The sequence below is a fragment of the Streptomyces sp. NBC_00726 genome, from assembly GCF_045161735.1.
Lineage (GTDB): Bacteria > Actinomycetota > Actinomycetes > Streptomycetales > Streptomycetaceae > Streptomyces.
The window spans coordinates 6610135-6636189 of the sequence record NZ_CP108983.1 but is presented as its reverse complement, the minus strand read 5'-3'; the positions used below and the strand labels follow the sequence as shown (position 1 = coordinate 6636189).

22 protein-coding genes are annotated in these 26055 nt (G+C 72.7%); 8 read left to right on the top strand and 14 right to left on the bottom strand.

The features are described 5' to 3' along the window. Positions 1-38 precede the first annotated feature (38 nt). The 4 genes from OG338_RS29435 to OG338_RS29420 all read right to left on the bottom strand — a co-directional run bounded on the left by OG338_RS29435 (position 39) and on the right by OG338_RS29420 (position 6536). Positions 39-2966, bottom strand: a complete 2928-nt coding sequence (locus OG338_RS29435; protein WP_405940258.1) for a hypothetical protein — start codon at positions 2964-2966, stop codon at positions 39-41. A 2-nt stretch (positions 2967-2968) separates the two neighbouring features. After that, positions 2969-4816 (bottom strand): HSP90 family protein, encoded by a 1848-nt coding sequence (locus OG338_RS29430; RefSeq protein ID WP_405940257.1) that lies wholly within the window; start codon positions 4814-4816, stop codon positions 2969-2971. 73 nt (positions 4817-4889) lie between these two features. Continuing rightward, positions 4890-5873, bottom strand: coding sequence for a hypothetical protein (locus tag OG338_RS29425; RefSeq protein ID WP_405940256.1), 984 nt, complete (start codon positions 5871-5873; stop codon positions 4890-4892). 123 nt (positions 5874-5996) lie between these two features. Further along, positions 5997-6536, bottom strand: coding sequence for an O-acetyl-ADP-ribose deacetylase (locus OG338_RS29420; RefSeq protein WP_405940255.1), 540 nt, complete (start codon positions 6534-6536; stop codon positions 5997-5999). An 81-nt stretch (positions 6537-6617) separates the two neighbouring features. Here OG338_RS29420 and OG338_RS29415 point away from each other — a divergent pair, with 81 nt between their 5' ends. Together OG338_RS29415 and OG338_RS29410 are read left to right on the top strand one after the other, a co-directional pair. Then, positions 6618-7163, top strand: coding sequence for a hypothetical protein (locus tag OG338_RS29415; protein ID WP_405940254.1), 546 nt, complete (start codon positions 6618-6620; stop codon positions 7161-7163). Positions 7164-7392: 229 nt separating this feature from the next. Then, on the top strand, positions 7393-8565 hold the full coding sequence (locus tag OG338_RS29410) for a GDSL-type esterase/lipase family protein (RefSeq protein ID WP_405940253.1): 1173 nt from the start codon (positions 7393-7395) through the stop codon (positions 8563-8565). 74 nt (positions 8566-8639) lie between these two features. Here the strand turns inward: OG338_RS29410 and OG338_RS29405 are convergent, their stop codons facing one another. After that, on the bottom strand, positions 8640-10094 hold the full coding sequence (locus OG338_RS29405) for an MFS transporter (protein ID WP_405940563.1): 1455 nt from the start codon (positions 10092-10094) through the stop codon (positions 8640-8642). Between the two features lie 146 nt (positions 10095-10240). Between OG338_RS29405 and OG338_RS29400 the strand changes: the two genes are divergently transcribed. From OG338_RS29400 to OG338_RS29385, 4 genes are all read left to right on the top strand, one after another. After that, on the top strand, positions 10241-10807 hold the full coding sequence (locus tag OG338_RS29400; RefSeq protein WP_405940252.1) for a TetR/AcrR family transcriptional regulator: 567 nt from the start codon (positions 10241-10243) through the stop codon (positions 10805-10807). 100 nt (positions 10808-10907) lie between these two features. Next, positions 10908-12989 carry a hypothetical protein gene (locus OG338_RS29395; protein ID WP_405940251.1) on the top strand — a complete coding sequence of 694 codons (2082 nt, stop codon included), beginning with the start codon at positions 10908-10910 and terminating at the stop codon, positions 12987-12989. A gap of 13 nt (positions 12990-13002) precedes the next feature. After that, positions 13003-13752 (top strand): hypothetical protein, encoded by a 750-nt coding sequence (locus OG338_RS29390; protein ID WP_405940250.1) that lies wholly within the window; start codon positions 13003-13005, stop codon positions 13750-13752. Between the two features lie 109 nt (positions 13753-13861). After that, positions 13862-14914 carry a glycoside hydrolase family 43 protein gene (locus tag OG338_RS29385; RefSeq protein ID WP_405940249.1) on the top strand — a complete coding sequence of 351 codons (1053 nt, stop codon included), beginning with the start codon at positions 13862-13864 and terminating at the stop codon, positions 14912-14914. Here the strand turns inward: OG338_RS29385 and OG338_RS29380 are convergent. Continuing rightward, positions 14898-15710 (bottom strand): alpha/beta fold hydrolase, encoded by an 813-nt coding sequence (locus OG338_RS29380; RefSeq protein ID WP_405940248.1) that lies wholly within the window; start codon positions 15708-15710, stop codon positions 14898-14900. The genes OG338_RS29385 and OG338_RS29380 overlap by 17 nt on opposite strands. Positions 15711-15860: 150 nt before the next feature. Here OG338_RS29380 and OG338_RS29375 point away from each other — a divergent pair, with 150 nt between their 5' ends. Then, positions 15861-16700 (top strand): helix-turn-helix transcriptional regulator, encoded by an 840-nt coding sequence (locus OG338_RS29375; protein ID WP_405940247.1) that lies wholly within the window; start codon positions 15861-15863, stop codon positions 16698-16700. A 4-nt stretch (positions 16701-16704) separates the two neighbouring features. Here OG338_RS29375 and OG338_RS29370 read toward each other — a convergent pair whose 3' ends face one another. Then, a complete protein-coding gene (locus OG338_RS29370; RefSeq protein WP_405940246.1) occupies positions 16705-17823 on the bottom strand; it encodes a serine hydrolase domain-containing protein in 1119 nt (372 codons plus the stop codon). A 153-nt stretch (positions 17824-17976) separates the two neighbouring features. On the opposite strand from OG338_RS29370, the gene OG338_RS29365 reads away from it, so the two are divergent. Next, complete coding sequence (locus tag OG338_RS29365) at positions 17977-18636, top strand: TetR/AcrR family transcriptional regulator (protein WP_405940245.1); 660 nt, start codon at positions 17977-17979, stop codon at positions 18634-18636. Between the two features lie 65 nt (positions 18637-18701). Here OG338_RS29365 and tatA read toward each other — a convergent pair whose 3' ends face one another. The 7 genes from tatA to lanL form a co-directional block, all read right to left on the bottom strand. Then, positions 18702-18893, bottom strand: a complete 192-nt coding sequence (gene tatA / locus OG338_RS29360) for a Sec-independent protein translocase subunit TatA (RefSeq protein ID WP_405940244.1) — start codon at positions 18891-18893, stop codon at positions 18702-18704. A gap of 89 nt (positions 18894-18982) precedes the next feature. After that, complete coding sequence (locus tag OG338_RS29355; RefSeq protein ID WP_405940243.1) at positions 18983-19723, bottom strand: dienelactone hydrolase family protein; 741 nt, start codon at positions 19721-19723, stop codon at positions 18983-18985. A 166-nt stretch (positions 19724-19889) separates the two neighbouring features. Further along, positions 19890-20885: a DUF3533 domain-containing protein gene (locus OG338_RS29350; RefSeq protein ID WP_405940562.1), complete on the bottom strand. Its 996-nt coding sequence runs from the start codon at positions 20883-20885 to the stop codon at positions 19890-19892. A gap of 177 nt (positions 20886-21062) precedes the next feature. Next, entirely contained in the window at positions 21063-21917 is an 855-nt protein-coding gene (locus OG338_RS29345; protein WP_405940242.1) for an ABC transporter permease, read from the bottom strand. Continuing rightward, complete coding sequence (locus OG338_RS29340) at positions 21914-22960, bottom strand: ATP-binding cassette domain-containing protein (protein ID WP_405940241.1); 1047 nt, start codon at positions 22958-22960, stop codon at positions 21914-21916. Before OG338_RS29340 ends, OG338_RS29345 begins: the two co-directional genes overlap by 4 nt. 82 nt (positions 22961-23042) lie before the next feature. Beyond that, entirely contained in the window at positions 23043-23204 is a 162-nt protein-coding gene (locus OG338_RS29335) for a VenA family class IV lanthipeptide (RefSeq protein WP_405940240.1), read from the bottom strand. Positions 23205-23250: 46 nt separating this feature from the next. Further along, the gene (gene lanL / locus OG338_RS29330; RefSeq protein WP_405940239.1) at positions 23251-25911 is read right to left on the bottom strand and encodes a class IV lanthionine synthetase LanL; all 2661 of its coding nucleotides are present in this window, start codon (positions 25909-25911) and stop codon (positions 23251-23253) included. Positions 25912-26055 lie beyond the last annotated feature (144 nt).

Here is a 26055-nt window from a genome sequence, read left to right as displayed (position 1 = left end):
GCCTCCGTGTGCGCGGAGGCCCGGTGAGGCTCGGCGTGTCACTCCTCGTCGCGGAACCGGGTCGCCAGGGCGGTCAGGGCTTCCGTTTCCTCGGTGTGGCCCAGGGCGGCCAGGCGCGGGATCGCCGTGTCGAGGCGAGTGAGGGCGGGGGCGGTGCGTTCCAGGTAGATGCCCTCCACGACGCCGGCGAGGCGGACGCACTCGGCCCATTCGCCGGCGTTCTCCGGTCCCGGCTCGCCGAGCATGCCGAGGGCCTTCTCCAGGGCGGTCAGGGAGTCCTCGTACTGTTCGGCGTAGGCGTGGACCCGGCCGTGTTCGTAGGCGAGGGCGGTCTCCAGGGAGCGGCCCCGGGGCTCGTATCCGGCGGCGCGCGCCTCGTCGGCCATCCGGCCGGCGTCCGCGAGGCGGGCGAGGGCGTCGGTGAGGCCGTCGGCGCCCTGCTGCTCGGCCTGGAGGCGGGCGAGTTCCCGCAGGGCGTTGCTCAGCTGTTCGTAGCGTGGGGCGCGGGCGTGGGCGGCGAGCGCCTGATCGAGGGCGTCGCCGGCCCGGTCGAAGTCGCCGGCCTCGCCGAGGAGCACGGCCGTCTCGGCGGCGATCATGGCGTGGCTCCCGGGGTCGTCGTCCCAGTCCGCCGACTCGGCGGCGAGGGCGACGAGCTCCGTCGTGGCGGCCTTGAGGTCGTCCCCCGCGTGCAGGGCGCGGGCGCGGAGCAGGCGCAGTTGGGCGGTGAGCCGGTCGTCCAGCTCTCCGGCGGCGACGTCCGGTTCGGCCAGGACGGAGTCGAGGAGGGCTATGGAGTCCTCGACCCGGCCCAGGTCCAGGCTGAGCTGGGCGGCGTTGCTGTAGGTGCAGAAGGCGTCCGTCCGCTTGCCCTGGCGGAGGTCCAGCTCGGCGGAGCGCGTCAGGTGGCGCAGTGCCTCGTCGGGGTGGCCCACGTGCATGCACGCCTCGGCCAGGTCGCCGTGGAGAGTGGCGGTGTCGGAGATCCTGGCCGGCCACTCGGCCGCCACACGTACGGCCTCGGACAGTGCCGCGTACGCGGCCTGTGCGTCCCGCGCGCCCATCTTGAAGCGGCCCCGCAGTCCGAGTGTGCGCGGCAGATGCCAGGCGGGGCCGTGCTGCCGCAGGTGGTCGACGTGTGCGTCGAGCACGGTGAGCGCGGTGGGCAGGTCGCCGGAGAGCGCGTAGGTGCCGGCCCGCAGCAGGACGGCGCCGGATATCTGGACGGCCAGCTCGTGCCGGGTGGCGAACGTATGCAGCTGCTCCACTTCGGCGGCCGCCGACGCGAGGTGTTCGTCGCTCCTGGTGAGCTGCGCGCGCAGGCAGAGCGCGCTGGCGCGCATGCGCAGCAGGCGGCCCTCCTGGCACGGCGTGAGCCCCGGCGTGTCCTCGTGCAGCCGGACCACGCGCGCGTGACCGGCGGTCAGCCCCTCGGCCTTCTCCTCGGCGTCGGCCTTCTCCTCGCCGTCGGCTTCGGTCCGGGCGAGCGTGGCGGCGGCGTGGGCGACCGCCGCGTCGCCCGGCAGCTCGGCCGTTTCGTACAGGCCGGCGGCTTCCTCGTAGAGGGCGGCGGCCTGCGCGTCGTCATCCCTGTGGGCGGCGTCGGTGGCCTCGTCGGACAGCAGGTCCGCGCGCAGCCTGACGAGCGGGCCCACGGCCGGGTCCTCGGGGTGGGTGTAGTCGCGGGCGGCGACCAGCGTGCGCAGCCGGTCCCAGCAGGGCTGTGCGTCCGGGTGTCCCTGCTCGTCCAGTTCGCGGGCCCGGGCGATGAGCTCGGGGACCGTGTCGGGGACGGCGGGCGTCCTGGGGGCGGGGGGTGCGGTGGCCGGGGCGGCCGGGGACAGGTCTTCGAGGGCTCGGGTGCGCAGGGTCAGTTCCAGCGCGTCGAGCAGCGGTGCGCGGTCGAGGCGGGCCTTGCGGCGGTCGGCGTGGGCCGTGGTGCCGTTGCGGGCGTCGAAGCGGGCGGCGAGGTCGTCGGCGCGCTCCCGGACCTCGGCGGACAGTGCGGCGACGGTCCAGGTGCGGCCCGGGTATCCGGCGGCCGGCAGCTCCCCGTGGCCAAGGGACTCGACGCGCCGCAGAAGGACCTCCACGCCGGTGAGGAAGTCGAACTGGTCCAGTGGCGAGTCCACCTCGGAGAACAGGACGCGGTTCTCGGCGAGCAGTTCGAGGCCGCGGGCCTCGTTGCCGGTCAGGGCGCAGAATTCCAGGTGCCGGCCGGCCTCCCCGGCCATCGAGGGGTTGCGGCGGCAGCCCCGGTAGCCGGCGAGGTGCAGTTCGCGGGCGCGGTCGGTGGCACCGGTGCGCAGCAGCGGCAGCAGGGCGTACGAGAGGGAGCGGGCGGGCTCCTCCTGGCAGCTCTCCTTGCCGTCGAGGACGGGTGCCCAGGTGCGCAGGGCGCGGGTGTCGTCGCCGCCCTCCAGGTGGTGGAGGGCTCGTTCGCAGATCTCGCAGGCTTCGCAGTCGCTGAGCGGGGTGCGGGTGCGGGCCGCCCACAGCTCGTAGGCGGGGGCGGTGTCCTCGCCGGTGTGGGCGGCGAGCTGGTAGGTCTGGGCGTAGTACGGCTGGAGGCCGAGGCCGGCCTTCTCGTAGCGGCCGCGCATTTCGGTGAGCCACTGGCGCAGGCTGGTCAGGGGGATCTCGGGCAGGGCGCGCAGGGAGTTCGCCACCCACTTGAACCGCCAGAACAGCAGGTGGTGCAGCCGGTCGGTGAAGATGTCGGGCTGCTCGTCGAAGAGGGTGAGCAGGCGGGCGAAGACTACGGGCGATTTGCGGGGCTCGGAGCCGTACGTGTACGCCTCCTGGAGCTCGAAGAGCGTACGGACGAGGGCCAGGGGGTCTTCGAACCGCTCGGCGGCTTCCGCGAGTTCCTCGGCTGCGATGGTGCGGGCGCGGCCGTAGGGGCGCCGCTGGTTCTCCTGGAGCGCGTCGTACAGCTCGTCGGTGTTCTGGGGTGCGGTCGGCATCGTCAGCTGTCCTTGCGGAGGGCGTGGGCGAGGAGATCGAGGAAGGAGCGGTTGATCAGGCTCGTCTCGGCGGGCCTGAGCGGGCGCCGGGACAGCATCGCGGCCTGTCCGTACAGGGCTTCGGCGCTGGTGCGGGCCAGTTCCGGTTCGGTGATGGCGGCGGCGGTGCGGACCAGTGGGTTGAGCTGGTTGAGGATCAGCTGGGCGCGCGGGGCCTCCTGGCGCAGGGCGCCGAGGATGTCGCCCCAGACCCCGCCCTGCTGTTCGCGGGCGAGCTGGGAGCGGGTGCGCTCGTGCCGGGCGTCGCGGCTGTCGATGAGGAGGGCCGGGGCGGAGGCGGGCTGGAAGGTGCGCAGGGCGACGTCGACGTCGAAGACGGCGAGGGCGTCGCGGGCCAGGGCGAGGTAGGGCGCCGCGGCGAGTTCGGTCTCGCGGTCGACGGGGTCGAGGTGGGCGGTGAGCGTCGCCGGGTCGAGGTCGGCGACGCTGACCTCGGGCCGGAGCTCGGAGAGCCGGTGGACGAGTTCCCTGTCGTACGTGTAGCCGCCGTTGACGACGCCGAGCCCGGCGGCCGAGGCGATCGCGGCGACCTGCCGGAACTCCTCCACGCTGGAGGTCACGAGCACGGTGCGGTGTTTACGGGCGAACTCGTCCAGGGTGGTGGAGCCGTCGGTGGTCTCGAACGGGATCCAGGGCAGCAGCATCCGCAGGATCCCGTCGTCGTGCACCGCGAGGGACTTCACGGCCAGGTGGTGGGCGCCGAGGAAGCGGGCGAGGAGTTCCGGGTCGCTGGCGGCGATGCGGGAGATCCAGCCGCGCAGCTTTTCGGCGAGGGCGTCGCGGACGGCGGCGAGGGTGTCGTCCTCGTACAGGGCCTCCCGGGAGGCCGTGGGGCGCAGGCTTTCGGCGTCGACCACGCAGCGGACGAAGAACGCCCATTCCGGCAGGATCTCCTCGGCCTGCTCGGACAGCAGCATGCCCTTGACGTGCACGCGGTGGCCGTGGCGGCGGCCGGTCGGCACCGTCTCGGGCAGCACGCAGGCGATGCCCTTGAGCCCCACGGCAGGCAGGTCGAGATCGAGGGTGTCCAGCGGTTCGAACCCGAAGACCTCCGTGCCGTAGGCGGCCAGGGCGCGGGAGCGGGCTCCGGGGGTCGGGTGGCGGCGGGCCCAGGGCGCGGGCTCGGGGTTGATCCGGGCGGCCGGGCCGCCCTTGCCGTCGTCCACCGTGACCGGGTGGCGCAACAGGGAGCCGAAGTGCCGGGCCAGGGCGGCGACCTGTGCCGGGCGGGTCCACTCGCCCGCGTCGGCGCGTGGTGTGAGGGTGACGGTGGTGCCGGGGGCGGGGCGGGCGGAGGCGGGCAGGGTGCGGACGGTGTAGCTGCCGTCGCCGCGGCCGCGCCACTCCACGGCGGGTGCGTCGGGGGTGCGGGCGGAGCGGCTGAGGACGTGGATCTCGTCGGCGACGAGGAAGCAGGAGAGGAGTCCGATGCCGAACTGGCCGATGAAGTCGCCGCGCTGCTCGGCGATCCGTTCGGCGCGCTTGCTGCTCCGGCCGATCGTGGCGAGGAAGGCGTGGACGTCGGTCTCGGTGAGGCCGACGCCGTCGTCCTCGACGCGGACGACGGCCCCGTCGGCGTACAGGCGGATACCGAACGCGTCGGTGCCGGCGCCGGGTTCGAGGGTGTGCCGGGCGGTCAGCGCGTCCACGGCGTTCTGGAGGAGTTCGCGCAGGTAGACGCGCGGGCTGGAGTAGAGGTGGTGGGAGAGGAGGTCGACGAGGCCGCGCAGATCCACCTGGAAGGTGCGGTCGTCGCCGGTCTGTCGTGAGGTGGTGTCGGGCGATGTCATCAGGCAGTCCGGAGAGGGAGGAGCGGGTGATGGGGTGCGGGCCCGGACGGCGGGCCCCGGGGCCTGTGGGTGGTCAGGCGCGGCGCTGGTGGCGGGCGAACTGCTTCTCGGGTTCGCCGAAGTAGGCCCACGGCCAGCTGGTGAAGGCACCGTCGAGCGCGTGGAAGACCCGCTTCGCCGCCTGCCGCTCGCCAGCCAGCGAGAGGGCCATCGCGAAGATGTTGAAGTCGTTCTGCCAGCCCGGGCGCCGTTCGTAGGCGGGGTGGAGGATGCTGTGCTCGGCGGCGCGGCGCAGCTCTTCCCGGATCTCGTCGGTCTTCAGGCAGTTCGTCTCGTCCGACTCGACCCAGTCCTCGATGTGCGCCATGGGTATTACGCAGCCGACCCGGTCGCCTTCCGGCGCGTGGGCGTACGCGTCGCGGGCGAACCACAGCGCCTGGCCCGGTTCACCGCCCCAGCGGGGCTGCAACTGGGAGATCCATTCGATGTGGGTCTCCAGGTCCAGCGGAGCGCGGCGCAGGGCCGCGTCGAGCCGGGCCTCCGTGATGTCGGCGCCGAGGGACATGCCGCGGGCGGAGGTGAGGAGCCGGCGCCATGGTGTGACCCACTCGGGCCTCAGCTCGGCCGCTTCGAGCAGCTGCTCCTCGCCGATGCGGAGCCGCTTGTGGAAGACCCGCCACTGCTGCTCCGTCACCTGGGAGGCACGGGCGGCGGTGCGCGCCTCCCAGCCCCACTTGATGTGGCGGGCTCCCGCGATGAGCAGGGCGGTCGCCCGGTGCTCCTTGTCCTCCTCGACCGCTCGGCCGATCCAGGTCTGCACGCGGCCGAGCTCTTCGAGTTCGTTCAGGATCTGGTGGTCGCGGCCGAGGTCGAAGGGTGTCAGTGCCGCCTTGACCGCCTCCCAGTCCCCCAATCCGGCCGCCCCCACGAGGGCGAGGACCCGGGTGTCCCCCAGGGCCCGCAGGGTGTACATCCCGTTCTGCTTGCGCGGGGTGGGAAGCGCGTGCGGGCCGGCCGCCGTTCTCTCCTCAGCCCTGCCGAACAGCTTGCCGAACATGCCGCGCCCTCCCCTGGTCACGCTTGATCGTTCGGTGCAGCATAAGCGGCCCCACTGACAACGCTTCCGCAGGGTCTTCACGACTGCTTCATACTTCCGGCACCGGCGCGGATTCAGCCTTCCTCAGGGCCGGGCCGCCGCCAGGGCCGCCTGGAACTCCCCGTACGCCTCCGCGTCGAAGAGCACGAACCGCACCTCCTCGACGGGCGCCGCGGCCTCCATCAGCACGGTGCGGACGGCGACGCGGGCTCCGTCGTCCATGGGCCAGCCGTAGACGCCGGTGGAGATCGCGGGGAAGGCGACGGTACGGGCCCCGAGTTCCGCCGCGACGCGGAGGGATTCGCGGTAGCACGACTCCAGCAGGGCCGACCGGTCCTCGGTCCTGCTCCACACCGGGCCGACCGTGTGCACGACCCAGCGGGCGTCAAGCTTTCCGGCGGTGGTGGCGACGGCCCGGCCCGTGCGCAGCCCCTTGCCGTACCGCGAGGCGCGCAGCTCCCGGCAGGCGGCGAGGATCGCGGGGCCGCCCCGGCGGTGGATCGCCCCGTCCACACCTCCGCCGCCGAGCAGCGAGGAGTTCGCGGCGTTGACGACGGCGTCGACGGACTGGCGGGTGATGTCGCCCCGTACGAGGGTGACGGTGAGGTCGGAAGGCGTGCTCATGCGGTCATCATGCACTGGCTCTCCCGGCTGCGCGGGACTTGTCCGGCGGCGTTGTCAGTCCCCGGTGCTAGCTTCGCCACCATGGCGAATCGTTCGTATCTCTACTCCGCCGACTCGGTTCCGAGCGACGCGGACATCCCGCAGCGGATCCGCTGCATATCCGAGCACAACTGGGACATCCCGCTCGCGCACAAGCTTCTGGTGGGGCGCGGGACGAGGATCGTCCCGTCCGTGATCTGGAACCACCCGATCGGGATCGCGGCGGATTACGCCGCCGGGACGGCGCTGCTCCGCGACGTCCTGCGCGCGGTCGGCGACGGTTTGGAGGACGACGCCGAGTTCGCCGAGTGCGTGGCCAGGACGACGGCCCACCTGGAGAAGCAGGAGGCGAAGTTCTTCCTGCTGGAAACGGGTGAGATCGTTTCGATGACGGACGACGACCCGGCGGAGAGCGTACGGCGTCTGGCGTCCGAGGACGTCCCCGAGGCCGTCGCCCTCGCCGAGGCGGCAATCGCCGGCCGCGACGACGCCTGGCTCGCTTCCGTACGGGCCGACTGGCAGCGGCACTTCGCGTCGTTCTACGCCGACGCGCTCTACTTCTCGTTTCCGGGACCCGCAGACAGCTGACAGCTGACAACGGGAGTACGTGATGGCGAAATTCGTTCTGCCGGTCAACCACGACGGCGGGGTCTTCGAGGAGCCGATGGACGCCTGGCAGCCGGGTGGGCGGCACGGCGACGCGGGGTGACTCGTACGGGAGCCGGAAGGCGGGGCGAAACGATCTTGCACTGATCCAATCGGCTGCAAACGGGGCTCGGCCTTCATTTCTCGCGGTCCCGCTGCCGACATCACGGGCATGACTCCTTCCTCCTCACGACGTTCCAGGACGCTGGCGCTCGCGGCCGCTTCGGCATGTGTCCTGGCAGCGGCGGGCTCCGTGTCCGCGTCCCCGTCCGAGAACGCCCGCGCCGCCGCCACGTCCTGGGTGGTGTCCCTGGGCGACAGCTTCATCTCCGGCGAGGCCGGTCGCTGGGCCGGCAACAGCAACGAGTCCGGCAGCGGCTACGCGCGCACCGACCGGGCCTGGGACCCGGATGCCCGGGCCAGTGACCCGCACCGGGTGTACGGCGCCTCCTACGACAACGGCTGCAACCGCTCCGACGTGGCGGAGGTCCAGTCGCTCACGCTGGACGTACACCGCCTCAACCTCGCCTGTTCCGGGGCGACTTCCACGGCGGTGCTGCTGCCGGAGCACGGCGGCAAGCCGTTCAAGGGCGAGCCGTCGCAGGCGGCGCAGCTCCGCGAGGCGGTGACCGGGCACCCGGTGCGCGCCGTGGTGGTGTCGATCGGCGGCAACGACCTCGGTTTCTCCGGCATCATCACCGACTGCGCGAGCAACTTCGTCAAGCCCTTCGGCGGCTCTCCCTGTACGCCGACGGCGTCGCAGCAGGTCGCCGAGCGGTTGCCGGGTGTCCGGCAGGCGGCGGTCGACACGCTGGCCGATGTGAAGACCGCCCTCGCCCGCGCCGGGCACCCGGCCGGCTCCTACCGTCTCGTCCTCCAGTCCTACCCGTCGCCGCTGCCCGACGCCGCCCGCCTGCGCTACCCCGGCGAGAAGTACGACCGCCTCACCTCCGGCGGCTGCCCGTTCTTCGACAAGGACCTCACCTGGGCGCACGACGACCTCGTGCCCCGTATCAGCACCACGCTCGCAGGAGCGGCCCGGGAAGCCGGCGCCGAGTTCCTCGACCTGTCGCGCTCCTTCGAGGGGCGCGAAGTGTGCTCCACGACCACCCGGCAGGCCGACCTGGCGCACCCGCCGAGCGGCGCCACCAGCGAGTGGATCCGCTTCGTGACCAGCGGCGCCGGCCAAGGTCAGCGGCAGGAATCCCTCCACCCCAACAGCTACGGGCAGCAGGCGCTCGGCACCTGCCTGACCCTGCAACTCCAGCAGCCCGCGGGCGACCACCGCTGCACCAACACCCCCGGCCGCGGGCCCGGCGCGATGCGTCTGGGGCCGGTCGCCTGACGCGGCGTTCAGGCGCCCGATAGCGGCTTACGGCGTGCGGCCGGGAGGCGGGGCCGGGACATGCGCCCGGGCTCTCAACGGCTGTCCGCTGTGGTGGTCTTCGGCGCTTCGGTGGACCGTGCCGGCGCGGCGGCGCCTTCCGTGGGCTGGGCCTTCGTCAGCCAGATGCCCGTGAACACGGCGGTGGCCAGGGTGATGGCTCCCGCCGTCAGGAAGGCGCTGTCGAGGCCGGTCCCGAAGGACGCCCCGCCGGACTGCCGGGCGCGGACCACGGCTCCGAGGACCGCCACGCCGAGCACCGCGCCGATCTGCCGGGTGGTGCTGCTGATACCCGAGGCGAGGCCGCCCTCCTGCGGGCTGACGGCCTGGATGGCGGCGCCCGTCAGCGGGGACATCGTCAGGGCGAAGCCGATGCCCACGACCGCCAGCCGCCACCACACGTTCCCGTAACCCGTGTCGGCGTGCACCGTGCCGAGCGCCAGCAGTCCGAGCCCGGCCAGGGCCAGGCCGGCGGTGACCACGACGCGGAAGCCGTGCCGGGCGGCGAGGCGGCCCGCGTACGGGCTGACGATCACCATGGCGAGGGTGGCGGGGAGGGTCTGGAGGCCGGCGCGCAGGATCGAGCTGCCCTGGACGTACACGAAGAACTGGGAGAAGAAGAACGTCGCGCCCATGAGCGCGAAGCCCACCACGACCATGGCGGTGTTGGAGACCGTGAACAGGCGCTCCCGGAACAGCCGCAGCGGCAGCATCGGTGCGCGGCGGCGTGCTTCGACGGCTGTGAAGGCGACGAGGAGGAGCGCCGCGGCGGTGAAGCTGCCGAGGATGAGCGGCGACGTCCAGCCGCGCGCCCCGCCCTCGATCAGACCGTAGGCCAGCGCCCCCACTCCCAGGACGGACAGCGCCGTCCCGGGGATGTCGAGCGCGGGGGCATCCGGATTGCGGGCCTCCTCAAGATGGCGCAGTCCGGCCAGGAGAAGGACCGCGCCTATGGGCAGGTTGACCAGGAAGACGGCGGGCCATCCGAAGGCGTCGGTGAGCACGCCGCCGATCACGGGGCCCGCGGCCAGGCCGACTCCGCTGAGGCCGGCCCACAGCCCGATCGCCTTGACGCGTTCCTGCGGCACGGGGTAGGCGGCGGCGAGCAGGGCCAGCGAGGCGGGGCTGAGCGCGGCCGCCCCGATGCCTTGCAGCACCCGGCCGGCGACCAGCCAGCCGAGCGAGGGCGCGAGGCTGCACGCCACCGATGCGACGGTGAACACCGCGACGCCGGTCAGGTACACGCGTTTACGGCCGAAGCGGTCGGCGAAGATGCCGCCGGACAGCAGCAGCATGGCGACCAGCAGGACGTACGCGTCGACGATCCATTGCAGGCCGGTGAGTTCCAGGTGCAGGCGGTGCTGCATGTCGGGCAGCGCCGCTCCCACGATCGTGTTGTCGAGCAGGACCATGAACTGGCCCAGGCAGGTCACCGTGAGCAGCAGGGCGCGGTTCCGCCGGCTGCCTGCGGTCGTATGCGATGCGGTGATGGGAATCCCTCTCCCCCTGTGAGACGCGCCCGGCCGTGGTCGGCACGGGTCGCCGTACAACCCCTAACGCAGCCGATGACTGCGTTAGTCGACAGTAAGCAGGGGTGCGCCTTAAACGCAAGCGGCTCCTGCGTTAAGGTGGGTGTATGGAGGAGCAACAGCGAGCCCGGCGGCCCGGTGGGCGCAGCGCGCGGGTCGGCGCGCAGGTGCACCAGGCCGTCACCGAGCTCATCAGCGAGCGCGGCTACGGAAACTTCACCGTCGGCGAGGTCGCGGCCCGCGCGGGCGTGGCCGACAGCAGCATCTACCGCAGGTGGGGCGATCTGGAGGCCCTGCTCTGCGATGTGGCGCTCAACCGTCTCAACGCGCGCTCCCCCATGCCCGACACCGGGAGCCTGGACGGCGACCTGCGTACGTATGCCTCCCAGGTGGCCCGCGAGATCACCGGGCCCGAAGGACCTGCGGTCCTGCACCTGGCAGTCGCCCTGGCGAACGCGGGCGAGCAGGGCGTACAGGCGCGCGACGCTCTGCGGACCGAGCGCATCCGGCAGTTGCAGTCCATGCTCGACCGCGCCCACGAGCGGGGCGAGTCCGCGCCCGAAGCGCTCACCGTGCTGGATTACGTGCTGGCCCCGATGTACAGCCGGGTCCTGTTCGGCATGGGCCCGCTCACTCCGGAGTACGTCGACGGGCTGGTCGACCGGCTGCCGTGACCCGGGTCCGGTGTCCGAATTCCGGTGGCGCGAGGGGGCGTCGCCCCCACACTGTTCCTGTAGCGATCAGCGGCCAGCAGACCATCCACGGGGGAAGTTCATGACGGACCACGAAGACGCGTACCGGCCCCCGGCGGACCGCCCGCCACAGGGCGCCCCGTACACCCCGCCGGCCGGGGTCTTCGGGCCGCCGCCCGCGGACATCCCGCCGCAGCACTCCCCGTACGCCGCCCCGCCCGGGGCCTTCGGGCCGCCGCAGGCCGTACCGCCGCCGCGCTCGCCCTACGGGCCGCCGCCGCAATACCCGTACGGGCCGCCGCAGTACGGGCCCGGGCAGCCACCGCAGTACGGCCCCGGGCAGCCACCGCCCGCCCGGCGGCGCAAGCGGCTGCTGCTGTTCGGCGGGGTCGGGGTGCTGGCCGCGGGGCTGGTGGCCGGGCTGCTGGTCTGGCACGGGGGGCCGGGGTCGCAGGAGCCGGTGGCCAAGCGGGACCTGAGGCCGTTCCGGCAGGCCGTGACCGCGCTGGCGGACGCCCCCGGTCTGCGGTACCGGGACTCCGGTGACGACCTGCTGAAGCGGGACATCACCGTCACCGCGTCCGGCAGCCGCTTCGGCGCCGTGGAGGTCGGGAGCTCCGGACTCGCCCGCGAGGTCCTGCACATCGGCGGCAGGACGTTCACCCGGACGAAGGACTCGGGCTCCGGCGCGTGGGCGGCCGCCGACGAGAGCGACAGCGTCACGCGGGAGACGGTCGGGCACATGCCGGCCCCGCCCGACCTGGCGACCGCGCTCTCGAAGGCGCTCGACCGGCTGGAGGGCACTCCGGCCCCCAGCGAGTCCGCGCAGCCGCCCGCCGTCGACGGCACCCCTGCCCTCGCGGTGGACACCTCCGCGGGCCGGCTGCTCGTCACGGAGCGGAAGCCCCACCGGGTGCTGCGCCTTGAGTCGTACGGCCCCTCCCGGACCGGAGGGACGTCGGACGGTTCGGCCGAAGCGGCCTCGGTCCGGCAGGCGGCCGTCCTCGCGCGGGCGGACTCCGAGGACGAGGATCCGCCCGAGCTTCCCACGTTGACGGACGGCCCGTTGGCGGACAGCGATTCCGCGGGGCTGGACCTGGCGCCGGTCGCCGAGGACGCCGTCGACCCCATGTACGACACGCTGGAGAAGCAGACGGAGGAGCTGAAGAACGCCACCGACGGCGGCATCGCCCTGACCCTCAGCAGCGGCGGAACGGTGAAGTGCGGTTCCGGTGGCTGCACGGCGAAGAACAGCTTTTCCGGACACATCACCACCAGCGCCAAGAGCCGCCTGATCAGCGGCAAGGTCACCGCGGTAATGACCGCCTCCTTCAGCATCGACGGCAGGTCCGCCGGCCGGTGCACCAGCCCGCAGAGCTCCTTCGCGGTCTCCGGAACATCCGTCTCGGGCAGCCTGTCCTGCTCCAACCCGGGTGCCGGGCCCACCTTCTCCTCGGTCGAGACGCAGAAGAAGAACGAGGCGCGGGCCCGTTCCCGGGCCAGTGGCGGCCGGCGCGTCGAGTACCGGATCCCGTACCGCGCCGACACCCTGATCAACGCCTACGCCCTGGCGAGGACCGAGGTCAAGAAGCTGGTCGACAAGGTGCGCGAGGAACGCGACACCGGCGGCTGCGCGCTCCGCACCTCGGCCTCGGGCGCCTCGGCCCGCTCCGGAGGTGTCACCGAGCCGGCCGGGCCGATCCGCTCTGCCGCCCTCGTACACCATCGTCCGTCCTCATGGGCCGGGTTCTTCACCGGCGCCAAGTGCCCCGACGCCAAGGCGGTGAAGGCCGCGGAGACCGTCATCGAGCGGGCCGGGGACGGCAAGGTGCGCAAGTCCAGCAACTACCACCCCCACTTCAGCGACGAGCGCGTGGCGGAGATCCTCAAGGCCCCGGACGCGGTGTACCTCTCTCAGGGGCAGCGGGGGAACCTCATCTTCCGGAAGGGCGAGGACATCGTGGTGACGAAGGGTCCGGGCGCCGGCGCGGGCGACGTCATCACGGGCTACGGCCCCTCCGGGAAGAAGGGCGAGTCCGGGGCCAAGGCGCTGGGCGGTTCGCCCGACGACCCGCAGCCCCCGATGACCCACGAGGACATCGTGAACGGAAAGATCCGCGATACCAAGGGCGGCTATCTGCCGGCCGCGAGGCGCATCAAGTGAGGCGACGACCACGGTGAAGGTCACGGTCGGCGACGGCATGGCCGCCACGACGACGGACAGCCCCCTCGCGTTCGCCCCCCGCTTCGATTTCCGCGATCTCCAGCTGATCGTGGCGGGGTACGCGGACCCGGCCGGGCGCGAGCGGGAGCTGCCGGAGACATTCGGCAGCATGCGGTGGCTGTGGTCTCAGGACGAGTACATGCGGTTCGACCGCGACAGCCGTGAGCTGCGCAGTCTCACGTTCTTCGTGCCCGCGCGGTACGTCCCCGAGGGCCCCTCGTTCCAGGACGGGCCGCCGGCCCGGGCGGCCGGGCTCCGCGCGGATGCCGTCGGGGAGTTCGGCATGCCGCAGACCACGGTCTTCCACTGCGGCCCCGGGGCCCGCGCGCTGACCTGCCTCGCGGACGTCGGCCTTCTCGGCGGGGAGCCGGACGCACGGCTCGGGGTCGCCCCCGATGTGGACCTCCTGGTTTACGAGGGGGTGGTGGCCGGGTGGCGCCTCGGCGATCCCGCGCGGTATCTGACGGACGGGTTCGCCGAGCCCCCGTCCGGCCCGCCGGTCACCGCGACCCGGCTGCGGCTGGCGGAGTGCCTGGAGCTGGCCTCCTCGCCGCTCGTGGACCGGGCCATGGACGGGGACCCGGAGGCGCGGCGGAGGCTCGGTGCGGTGGAAGGCGCGCTGCGCGAGCAGCGGGAGGACCGGGCCCGGGCGGACATCCTGCACGGTGTCATCAGCCGCCTCATTGAGGATTGCGAGGGGTGAGACGGGCCCGCTTTGACATGGACACGCCTGTTCGCGGATAGGGTCATGGAGTCAGTCCGTCCCTCCACGAACCCCCGTACGGGGAAGGGAAGCCATGAGACTCTCCCGGATGTCCGGTGTGGCAGCCTTCGCGCTGTCCATGCTTCTGGCCCTCACCATGTCACTCATGTCCGCCCCGACCGCCGAGGCAGGGCAGACGGCCATCCGTGGCGCCGACCCCAGCGTGCTGCGCGTGGGCGGAACGTACATCTCGGTCCAGTCGACGGGCGGCGGCATCAGCGTCCGGCAGGCGTCCTCGACCGGCGGTCTGGCCTCGGCCGCGGCCCGGCAGGTGTGGTCGGACACCGGGAACCTGGGTGAGATCTGGGCTCCGGAGATCGTGCGGGACGGCGGCCGCTACTACGTCTACTTCTCGGCCGGCCGGGGCACCGCCCACCGCATGTACGTAATCAGCTCCGCCGCCCCCGACAGCGGCTACACCGCCGCGACGAAACTCGCCCTGCCCGACGACAAGTGGGCGATCGACGGCACCATGTTCACGTTCAACGGACAGCGCTGGTTCGTCTGGTCGGGCTGGGCCGGCACCACCAACGTCGAGCAGAACCTCTACATCGCGCGCATGAGCAGCCCGACCACCCCCACGGGCGCCCGGTACATCATCTCCCAGCCCAGGGAGAGCTGGGAGCGCGTCGTCGGCAACCCCTTCATCAACGAGGGCCCGGAAGCGATCAAGGACCCGAACGGGCAGCTGCACATCACCTACTCCGCCAACGGCAGCTGGAGCGACCAGTACTGCATCGCGGAACTGCGGCTCCGGGCGGGCGGTGACCCGACGTACGTGTGGGACTGGTACAAGTCCAACGGCTGCCTGTTCGGCTCCAACCGCGCGACCATGATGGCCGGCTGGGATCCCACCCTGTACGTCAACGGGCCGGGCCACCACACCTTCGTACTGCTCGACGGCGACATCGCCACCAGCCCGCCGGCCGGTCCCACCTTCCCCCTGATGTTCCACGCGGTGCCCAAGGGAACCCCGTACAGCTGGGAGAACCGTTACTGGTACACCGGCTCCTTCTGCTGGTGGGGCAACACCACATACAGCCGCGCCAATGTCCCCGGGCCGAACACCGACACCGGATACAGCCTCAAGTTCTTCGAGTGACACCGAGCACCTCGTGGATCCGGTCCGCGGTGGCGCGTGGGCGGAACACGTAACCGTTGTGGCCGCCGGGGAACGTCTCCAGACGCGTCCCCAGCGCGCCGGCGAGAAGCGCGGCACATGTGTACGTCCAGAGGCGGCCCGACTTCTCGCCGGCGGCGGCCACGACGCGTGCGGGTGAGCCGGCGAGCGCGGCCGGGTCGAGGACATGGGCCCTGATCGCCGGCAGGTCGTACGTGAGCAGGACCTCCATGTTCCGCAGGCGGTCCGGACCCGGAGTGCATGGTGGGAGGCCGGGCTCGGAGTCGGCCGGGTCGACGCCGAGGCCCGCCGCGAACCCGCGCATGGCCGTCTCCGCGCCCTGTGTCCGGAAGGTCCGCTCGACGGCGAGCAGCGGCCCGATGCCCTGCGCGGGCTCCGGAAGCAGTCGCACGGCGGGCGGTTCGTGGGCGACGACCGCCGCGACCTGCTCGGGGTGACGTGTGGTCAGCTCCAGCGCCAGGAGGGCGCCGAGGCTGGTTCCGTAGACGAGTGCGGGCTCCGGTGTGAGGCTGCGGAGCAGGCGGGAGGCGTCGTCGGCGTGGGTGGCGAGCGTCTTCGCGGGGGCTTCGGTGGTGCTCCCGGACAGGCCGCGCCGGTCGTAGGTGACGACGGTGTACCGGTCGGCGAGATGGCGTGCCAGGGGTTCGGTGGCGTCGATCCCGTGGTGGCCTCCGGCGATGAGCAGGAGCAGGGGGCCTTCGCCGCGGACGGTGTGGCGCAGTCGCGCGCCCGGAACGGACAGCGTGGATTCCCTCATCGTGCGACCGCCGATCTGTGTGCCGGACAGGCCCCGGACGGGCCCTGTGCCGATCGTGCCGCCGCCTGCGTCCGGCCGGGAGCGGAGCGTTTCACCTAGGACCGGCGGTCCCAGGATGCGGCGGCCCGGGGCCGATATCCTGAGGGCGACATGACACCGAAGCGTCCAGAGCTCGCCGACTTCCTGCGCCGGTCCAGGGGGCGGCTGACACCGCGCGACGTCGGGCTGGCCGAGGGGCCGAGGCGGCGGACACCGGGGCTGCGCCGCGAGGAGGTCGCCGTCCTCGCGGGGATGTCCGCCGACTACTACATGCGGCTCGAACAGGCTCGTGGCCCGCAGCCCTCGGTCCAGGTGCTCGCCGCGCTGGCGGGTGCGCTGCGGCTGACCGAGGACGAGCGGGACCATCTGTACGTACTGGCCGGGCACCGCCCGCCGGAGGGCGCGCGGGCCGGCGGGTATCTGCGCCCGGGCCTGCGGTATCTGCTGGACCGGCTGGACGGGGTGCCCGTTCAGGTGGTCAGCGACCTGGGCGACTTGCTGGCGCAGAACAACCTGGCGCTGGCGTTGTTCGGCTGCGTCTGCTCGGTCGCGGAGGAGGACCGCAACATCGTCCTGCGCTGGTTCACCGATCCGGTGGTGCGCGGCCACTTCGCGGCCGAGGAACACGGGGAGCAGGCGCGGCAGTTGGTGGCCGACCTGCGGGCCGCGACGGCCCGGCGCGGGGACGACGCGGCGTCCCGGTCGCTGGTGGCGCGGTGCCGGGCCGCGAGCCCGGACTTCGCCGCACTGTGGGACCGGCACGAGGTCGCCGTACGGCGGTCGCATCCGTACCGGCTCATCCATCCCGACCTGGGCAGGATCGACCTGGACTGCGAGGTGCTGGCCACCCCCGCGGCGGACCAGCGCCTGCGCATCTTCACCCCGCCGCCCGGAAGGGCCACGGTGCTGGACGAGTTGCGCGTACACGGTCCGCGCCACCTGTGCGAGTGACCGGTCAGCCGTACATCGCGACCCGGTACAGGGCTTCCAGTGCCGCGTCGACGGGGTGGGGCCGCGGCCTGCCGGAGGCGTCCAGGCTGTTCCACCGCTGGAGGTTGACCGCCACCGCCATCTGCCGTTGGCCGTCGGCGCGGGTCATGGCCAGGGTGCCGCCGCCCCAGACCGTGCCGCCGTGGCCCCAGAAGGTGTCCCGGCCCGGTGCTTCCGCCGGGTGCAGTCCGAGGCCGTATGCGATGATCCGGCCCTCCTGGGAGATGACCGGGTTGGTGCGTCGCATCCGGTCCAGTGAGGACCGGGTGACGATCTTTCCGGCCAGGAGCTGGGCGTAGAAGAGGTTCAGGTCGGCGACGGTCGATATCAGGGAGGCAGAGGGGCCCGTCCACGACATGTCGAAGACGCTGTAGTCGCGCGGCGGTTCGATCATGCCGAACCACGCCTCGTAGAGCCGTGAGTGCGGTCCGTCGATCTCCGGCCCGGTGGGGAACGCGGTGTCCGTGAGCCCGGCGGGCTCGATGACCTCGCGGGTGATGCACTCCTCGGCCGTGGTGCCGTTCACTTGCGCCAGGAGCTCGGCGAGCAGCAGGTAGTTGGTGTTGGAGTACAGCCCCGGCGCACCGCCCGGAGCGCCGGCGGCGGGTGCGTCGACGCCCATGGCGATCAGGTCCGTCCGTTCCCACCGCGTGTACCGGTGGTCGTCCAGGCTCTCGGGCCCGGTCTCGGCGATGACGGGGAACGCCTTCAGCGAGGGATAGGCGTACGGAAGGTACTCGGCGAGGCCGCTGGTGTGGTCGAGCAGCATCCGTACGGTGATGGCCTCACCCCGCTCCCCCGGCACCAGGCCGGGCAGATAGCGGCCGACCGGTGCGTCGAGTTCGATCCGGCCGCGCTCGGCCTGCCGCAGGACCGCCGCGGCGGTGAACGTCTTGGTGACGCTGCCGACGCGGTGGCGCATCCCGGCGTCGACCGGCCGGCCGGTCGCGGTGTCGGCGACGCCGGCCGCGCCGCGCCAGATCCGGTCGCCGTGCCGGACCTCGGCGAACAGGCCGGGCACACCCGCGCGGTGCACGTTCTCGATGGCCGCGTCCAGTGCTGTGGAATCCAGTGGGTTGTTCACGTCGTGCGTCCCTTCGTAGCCCCCGGGACCGGCGGTCGCACACGCCGGTCCGCCTCCTGCCGGGCCGCCCGGCAAGCTCATGCACCCATTATGCACGCACCGCGTGCAACACCAAGTGCATAGGTTAGGCTGGAGGCCGGCGAGAGGAGCGGAATGGCAGGCCGAAGGCGTTGGACGAGCGAAGAGATCCTGGACGCGGCGGCTGAACTGCTGCGTACGAGCGCGACGGAGACGTTCAGCGTGCGGAAGCTGGCGGCGGTCCTCGGGACCGACTCGTCGAGCCTCTACCGGCACTTCCGCAGCAAGACGGAGCTGCTGCGCGCGGTCGCGGACCGGGTCCTGCTGACCGCCATGGAGGGCTACCGCCCCGAGGGCGACTGGAAGCAGCGCCTCATGACCCTGGCCCTGCGCGTGCGGGACGCCTTCCGCCTGCAGCCGCAGCTCGCCGCGGTCTGGGCACGTTACGTGTCGAGCGGCACGGGTTCACGGCTCGTCGTGGAGGAGGTGCTTCAGGCGCTGCGCGCCTCGGGGCTGGCCGACGCGGAGATCCCGGTGCGCTACCACCGCATCGTGGTCCTCATCGCCTCGCTGATCGCCTCGGAGGCCGGGGCCGACACCCTCACCCCGGAGGAGCGCGAGCAGGGCCGGGAGCTGTTCCGGGTGGCGGTCCTGGGCGCCGACCCCGAGCGCTTCCCCGCCCTGGCGCACTTCGCCCGTGACCTCCGCCCGCTCCAGACGGACCACCAGGCGGCTTTCGAGGACATCCTCGCGGCCCACCTCGGCCACATCGAGGCCGTCGTGCGCGCGGCTTAGGGCGCACGAAGAGGCCGGGGTGACGGCCCGTTGTCCGTCGCCCCGGCCCCTTGTCGGCGCAGGTGTTACGAGTGCCCCGGCGCGGCGGGATCGGCGCTCGCCTCGGCCTTCATCGCCTTGGCCTCGCTCCTGAGAATGCGGGCCGACTTGCCCAGGGAGCGGGCCATGTCGGGGAGCTTCTTCGAGCCGAACACCATGAGGACCACCAATGCCACGATGATCAGGTGCCACGGTTCCAGGCCGTTGCGGAGCATCACGTCACCTCTTTCCTTCGTTGCCGTCCACGCGTGCGGGGGCACACCCGTACAGGAGACACCTTAGGCGCCTCAGCTGTACCCCCGCGGTGCTACTTCAGGTGCCGGGTGAAGAAGTGGGCCGCCGCTGCCCCCGCGTGCGCCGGGACGCCGGTGTGGCCGCCCATGTTGGCGTGCAGCGACTTCTCCTCGGAGCCGAACGCGTCGAACAGGTCGAGCGCCGCCTGCCGGTCGTTGCCCTCGTCGTCCCACTGCAACAGGACGTGCAGCGGGATGGTGAGCCGGCGGGCCTCGTCGTACGTGGTGCGCGGGATGAAGCTGCCCGCGAAGAGGCCGGCGGCCTCGATGCGCGGGTCGACCGCCGCGAGCCGGACGCCGATGGCGATCACCCCGCCCGAGTAGCCGACCGGACCAGTGACCTCGGGGAGCGCGAGGATCGCGTCCATGGCGGCCTGCAATTCCGGGACCGCCTGGTCCACCAGCGGGAGGACGACGGCGTCGACGATCTCGTCGGTGACCGGTTCGCCCGCTTGCAGGGCCCGCCGCATGTCGGCGCGGGCCGCGTCGAGGGCCGGCAGCCGGGACCGGTCGCCGCAGCCGGGGAGTTCGACGGCGGCTGTGGCGAAGCCGTCCGCCGCGGAGTGCCGGGCCCGGTCGGCCAGGCGCGGGTACATCCGCTCAAGGCCGAGCGTGGGGTGGCCGAGGAGGATCAGCGGGACCGGTGCGGACGCCGACGCGGACTCGGGCGTCCAGAGGATGCCCGGGATGTCGTCGAGGGTGAAGGAGCGTTCGCGTACGCCGTCGTCCAGGCGCTGCTCGGAAGTGAAATGCATGATCGTGCCTTTCGGGAGTGCACAGAACGGCGCTCCCGGACGACCTGCCTATCGCCCGACCGTGACCCCGGAGGGGAGCACCCATGTCGATACTGCGTTCACGGGTACCACCTCCTCGTTCTTTCGCACGGCCGGGGAGAATGTAGCAGGGGGTCGCGGCGGTCGCCTAACGGGTTTCCGTGCGGGCCCGCCAGCCGCGCAGGGCGGCGGCCCCCAGGGCCACGGCGATCCCGGCGAACGCCCAGGCGCCGAGGATCCACAGGGCGCCCGTGATGTTGTTGCCGTCGAAGTAGACCGTGTTCCGGACGACGGTCGTGCCGGCGCCGGGTGGCAGGGCCTGGCCGATCGCGGCCCAGAAGGGCGGCAGCAGCGAGGCCGGGTAGACGCCGCCGGAGCTGGGGTTGCCGAGGATCGTGAAGATGAGGATGGTCAGGCCGAGCCCGATCGTGCCGAGCAGCGACTGGAGCGCCACGCCCACTGCGCCGGAGGCGAAGACGACCAGGGTGCCGATGCCGACGAGCTCCCAGAAGGCGCCCGGCAGGCAGTGCAGCACGGGGCCGACGATGATGGCGCCGCCGATTCCGGAGACGAAGGCGTACGGCACCATCGCCGCGAGCCGCACGATGGAGCGCCGGAGCGTGGGGCGCTTGGACCCGGCCGCCATGTTCAGCGCCGAGGCGGCGAGGTAGCCGCCGATCGTCCAGCTGAGCACCAGATAGAACGACGAGAGTCCTCGGCTGTCGCCGGCGGCGGGCGCGCGGATGTCGCGTACGGTCAGCTCCCGGTTCTGTGTACGTTCCACGGCCGCCACGACCTTCGCGGCGGCGTCGGTCGCCGAGGGGCCGCCGGCCGAGGCGACGAGCAGTGTGTCGGTGCGTCCGGCCGCCGCCACGATCAGCGCGGCGTCGGTCTTCCGCTCCAGCAGCCGGGCCCTGGCCTGCGTGCGGTCCTGTACGGCGGTGACGTGCACCGGTTCGCCGGGCAGTGAGTTGAGCCGGGCGACGAGGTCGGCCTCCACCAGGCGCGGGGCGACCAGGGTGATCGGGATGCGGTGCGGCTTCGGGGCGTGGAACGCCCCCATGTACGAGAGGGCGAAGCCCAGTTGGAGCAGCAGCACGCCCACCATGACGAGGACGGCTCTGGTGGTGATCGCGTCCCGCATCTCCGCCCACGCGCCGACCTGCGCCGTCGAGCCCGTTGTCTCCGCCACGTGACGTCCCCGCTCTCAGCCGTGATTGCCCGGTGCACCCATTCCGCCGACATCCTCACGCCGGACCCGCGTGTCACGGAGAGAACACGCATGGCCGGTGCCGCACCCACCCGTTCGGCCCAGGGCCTGTCACTCCTGCCGTGCGAACCGGCGGGCGGCCCAGAGCAGCGCACCCGCGCCGCTGATCAGGAGCAGGGCCGCCGCCGCGGGGAGCGGGAGCGGGTGGCCGGCCCAGGTGATGCCGCCGGCGGCCGCCGTGTCCGGGGCGCGCAGGGCGATGCTGCCGCGCAGCAGGTCGACTCCGTAGGCGAGGGGATTCGCGGCGGCCAGGGCGTGGGTCCAGCCGGGGAGTGCCTGGAGGGGGAAGAAACCGCCGGAGAGGAACAGCAGGGGCATCATCAGCACACCGAGCAGCGTGTGGAACGTCTCGGGTCTGCTGAGGCCCACGGCCAGGGTCAGGGCGAGGGCGGTGATCGTGAAGGAGATCAGGGCCATGCCGGCGAGGAGCAGCGCCAGGAGGAGCGGGTCGTAGGGCAGGCCGACGATTCCGGCCAGGCTGAGCAGTACGGCGCCCTGGATCGTGGCGACGAGGGTGCCGCCGGCGCAGCTGCCCAGGAGCAGGGTGGTGCGGCTGACGGGGGCCATGAGGAGTTCGCGCAGATAGCCGCTCTGGCGGTCGGTGATCAGGCGGATGCCGACCAGGATGGCCGGGGTCTGCACGGTCATCATCAGCATGCCGGGGAACAGGTAGGTCTGATAGCCGACCCCGAGCGTGGAGTCGGGGATGAGTCTGGCGAGTCCGCCGCCCAGGATCAGGAGGTACAGCACGGGGTGGAGCAGCATCAGCGCGGTGTGGGCGCGCTGGCCTGCGAGGCGGAGCAGGTCCCGGTGGACCAGGCCGTGGACGGCGCGCAGTTCGTGCCGCAGCCGGGCGGGCCGTGCGCTGCCCCCGGTGCCGGTCGCGTGGAGCGGGAGTGTGGTCATCGGCTGCCGCCCGGCTCGGTGCTGTGGATGCTGCGGCCGGTGTGGTGGAAGAACACGTCGTCCAGGGTGGGCGGGGTGGCGGAGGCGGCGCGGACGGAGATGCCGTGGCTTTCCAGGGTCGCGCAGAGGCGGGGGATCCAGGAGCTGCCGTCGGGCACGCGCAGGCAGATCCCGTCGGCTTCCCTGGTCACGGCATGTCCGCGCGGAACGAGGCGGTGGACGACGCGGTGTGCTCGCTCGTCCTGGCTGGTGCGCAGCACGACCCGGTCGTCGCCGATGGCGGCCTTGAGCGCGCCGGGCGGGCCCTGGGCGACCAGCCGGCCGTGGTCGATGATGGCGACGCGGTCGCAGTTGGCCGCCTCGTCCAGCTGGTGGGTCGTGATGAAGAGTGTGCTGCCGTTCCGTTCCCGCAGGGCGTACAGGTGGTCCCAGAGCTGTGCGCGGGCGTGGGGGTCGAGGCCGGTGGTGGGCTCGTCCAGGAAGAGGAGGCCCGGTGCGTGCAGGAGCTGGCGGGCGATTTCGAGGCGACGGCGCATGCCTCCCGACAGGGTGCGTACGGGTGCGGAGCGCCGGTCGGTGAGTCCGGCGGTCTCCAGCACTTCGGCGGTGCGCCGGCGGATGTGGGCGCGGCGCATGCCGTAGAGGCGGGCGTGGATGCGGAGGTTCTGTTCGGGGGTCAGGTCCGGATCCAGGGCGCTCTGCTGGAACAGCATGCCGACGCGCCTGCGCACCTGGTGGGGCTGGGTGCGCACGTCGGCGCCGGCCACCGTGGCATTGCCGGCGGTGGGACGGGCCAGGGCGCAGAGCATGGCGATGGTGGTGGACTTCCCGGCGCCGTTGGGTCCGAGGAAGGCGAAGGTCTCGCCGCGGTGGACGTCCAGGTCCAGGCCGTTCACGGCGTGTGTGGTGGTGCCGTTGGGGCCGGGGTAGCTCTTGACGAGGCCGCGGGTGCTGATGGTGCAATCGGGCGGGCCGGGGGTGGTGGGGGTGTGCGTGGGGTTGTGCTCGGGGGCGATTTCCTCGCCGCCGGTGTGAAGCCGCATGGTCCGGTCCTCACCTCTGGTTCGCGGTGGGGTCCGGCCGGCGGCTGTCCCGGGACAGCCGCCGGCCGGACGTGGGCCGGTGCTAGGCGCAGCTGATGCCGATGCACACCGTGTTGAGGACCGTCAGCAGGCCGATGCACTCACACGTGCCGGAGAAGCCCGCCGCGTCGACGCCGACCGGGTCGGTCTCGGGCAGGGCGTGGAGGTGGGCGAGGAGTTCGAGGTCCTGGGTCTGGTTTTCCATGGTTCTCTCCTTCTTCTTGTGGTTCGGCGGCAGGTTCTTCTGCCGCTCAGCCCGGCAGCTGGGCGAGCCAGTGCCGGGAGCTCGGGTGGCGGAGCCGGAGGAGGAAGGCCAGGATTCCGGCCGATCCGTCGCTCCAGCTGGTCGAGACGTCGCCGTATTCGTTGGGGAAGACCAGGTGCCGGTGGCGGCGGGCGCCTTCGGTGATGGCGAGCCGGCCCATCGCGCAGGCCATGGCGTGGTGGGCGGACTCCCCCGTGGCGGCGCTCAGGTCGAGCAGGAAGTCGCCGTTGCCCGCGAGGCCGTGGCACTGGGACAGCGGGGCCCTGGAGGCGCGTTCGGTGACGGCCGGGGCGCTGCGGCGGGCGAGGTCGCCGAACCGGTCGTCGCCGGTGACCTGCCAGAGGCGTACGAGGAAGGTGCCGATGCCGGCGGAGCCGTGGCACCAGTACGGGGCGGTGGGTTCGTCGCCGGCCTGGGCCGGCCATTGGACCGCGTCGCCGATCCGTACGGCGCTGTGCAGGAGGTGTTCGCCGGCCTCCACCGCGAGCCGCAGGTGGTCCTGGCGCCCGGAGGCGGTCGCGCCGCACAGGAGGAAGCAGCCGATGCCGGCGGAGCCGTGGGCGAAGCCCAGGTACTGCTTGCCGGCTTCGCCGGATGCCGCTTCGGCGGGGACCGGCCAGCTCACCGCGGACGGGCCGCGCCGTGCGGCGGCCGCCAGCCGGTCGGCCGCGTCCTCGGCCAGCGCGGCGAGGCGCGGGTCGCCGGTGCGCTGCCAGAGGTGGAGGGCGGCCATGCCGCTGCCGGCGGTGCCGTGGGTGATGTCGTGGTGGAGGGTGGGTTCCTGCGGGGTCAGCGCGAGGGCGAGCGCGTGGTCGATGAGCGTCTGGTCGGCGAGGGCCCGGCCCGCTTCGTAGAGCGCCCAGGCGGTGCCGAGGTCCCCGAAGTGCAGGCCGGGGCGGGTGGTCCGGGGGTGGGTGCGGTCCGCGATCCAGTGGCCGGCCGCCGCGAGGACTTCGGGCAGCCGGGGGTCCCCGGTCAGTTCGAAGTACCGGGTCAGGACGGCCAGGGGTCCGGCCGCCCCCTGTTGCACGGTGCACGGGTTGGTCTCGCCGGCCGCGGTGGACACGGGCCACAGGCGCCGGTCGTCCTCGGGGGTGACGGTGTCGAGCAGGTGGTCGACGAGTCCGGCGACGGCATGGTCCAGGTCCTCGTGGCGGGCCGCCCGTGCCGGTGCGGTACGTGTGGGGTGGGCGGGGTCCGGTGCGCGGAGGGCTTCGCGCGCCCGGCGGGTGTCCCAGCGGGCGGCGGGCTCGTCCCGCATCAGCCCGGTGATCATCTCCGCGATGGCGCGGGGTGGTTCGGCGGGTCCGCAGGCGCCGAGCCAGGCGGCGAGCCGGTCCTCGCCGGTCCGGGTGGCGGGTTCCTCGGGCAGCAGGTTCGGCACCTTGCCGGTCAGGACGAAGCACGCGGTGGCGCCGAGGCTGTAGTAGTCGGCGGTCACGGACACCGGCGCGTCCCGCAGGCGCTCGGGGGCGCTGAAGCCGGGGGTGCCCACCCGGGTCGGGAGGCAGGAGCCCGTCTCCTCGGCGGCGAGTTCCAGGTCGATGAGGCGCAGTTCGCCGTCGGGGCGGACCATGACGTTGCCGGGGGTGAAGTCGCGCAGCACGCAGCCGTGGGCGTGGGCCGCCGTGACGAGGTCCACGAGCCGGGCGACCAGGTCCCGTGCCTCGCGGCGGTACTCCTCGCCGCCGAGGTCGCGGAAGCGCTCGGCGACCCAGGTGCGCAGGCTGACACCCGGGACTTCGCTCTGGGCCAGGAACAGGTGCTGACCGTGCTCGAAGAGGGCCAGGGCGTCCGGGGCGAGTCCGGTGTCCTTCAGCCGGTCCAGCATCCGGGCCTCGGCGCGCAGCCAGTCGCGGACGTCGCGCCCGGAGGCGTCGCCCTCCACATGGGGCCGGGTCTCCTTGATGACGACGGGTGCGCCGGTGGAGACGTCGGTGCCCCGGTAGACGCCGCCCTTGTTGGTGTGCCGGATCGCCTCCCGTACCGCGAAGCGGCCGCCGAGCAGAACCGGGCCGCTCGTCGCCTCCGCCGCCGGGGGCGGAAGGGGCACGGTGGCGGGGAACGGGCAGTCGGCCCACGGGGGCGGTGTGTAGTGGCCGCTGCGCTCGTCCTCGACGGGGTTGCCGTCGGGGTCCTCGATGTACCAGATCAACAGGCCCTGTTCCGATAGGCGTTGACGGCCGGTGAAGGCGCCGTAGCGGTAATGCACCACGCTGTACGGGGCGTAGGGCTGGTCGGAGAGGATGCGGGGGCCGGCGAGTCCGGTGGTCGCCGCGTGCAGTTCGCGGGCGAGGCGGACCGCGTCGGCGTCCGAGCGCGGGTAGACGGTGATGAACTTTCCGGAGCTGCCCCTGGGCGTAGCGCGGGAGTTGAGGGTGCTCACCTGGTCGAGGGACCGGGCGAACTTGAACGCCGAGGTGTCCGGCAGCAGGACGTCGAGGGCCCTGACGAGGACGGTCGGCGCGGAGGCGGCCGTTGCCGAGAGGTGGAGCTTCCAGCCCTGGTCGCGCCGGGTCGCCGAGCGGGGGGCGACGCGGCACCACGCCTCGTCGGTCCGGGTCGTCCAGCAGTCGCCGGTGCGGGTGGCCTGAAGTGCGCGGGTCAGAAGGCTTTCGAGTGCGGCTTCGGTCGCGTTGCTCGTCATGTGGGGTGTCCCTCCAACGGTGAGGACCGCTGGTCGGAAATTGCCCATGTCACGTGAGCGTGGAACGCGCCCGAGCCGGAATCACCTGCTCCAGCGAGCGTAGGGGGGTGCCGCTGACCGGGTCCGGCGGCGCCTGGCGCACGG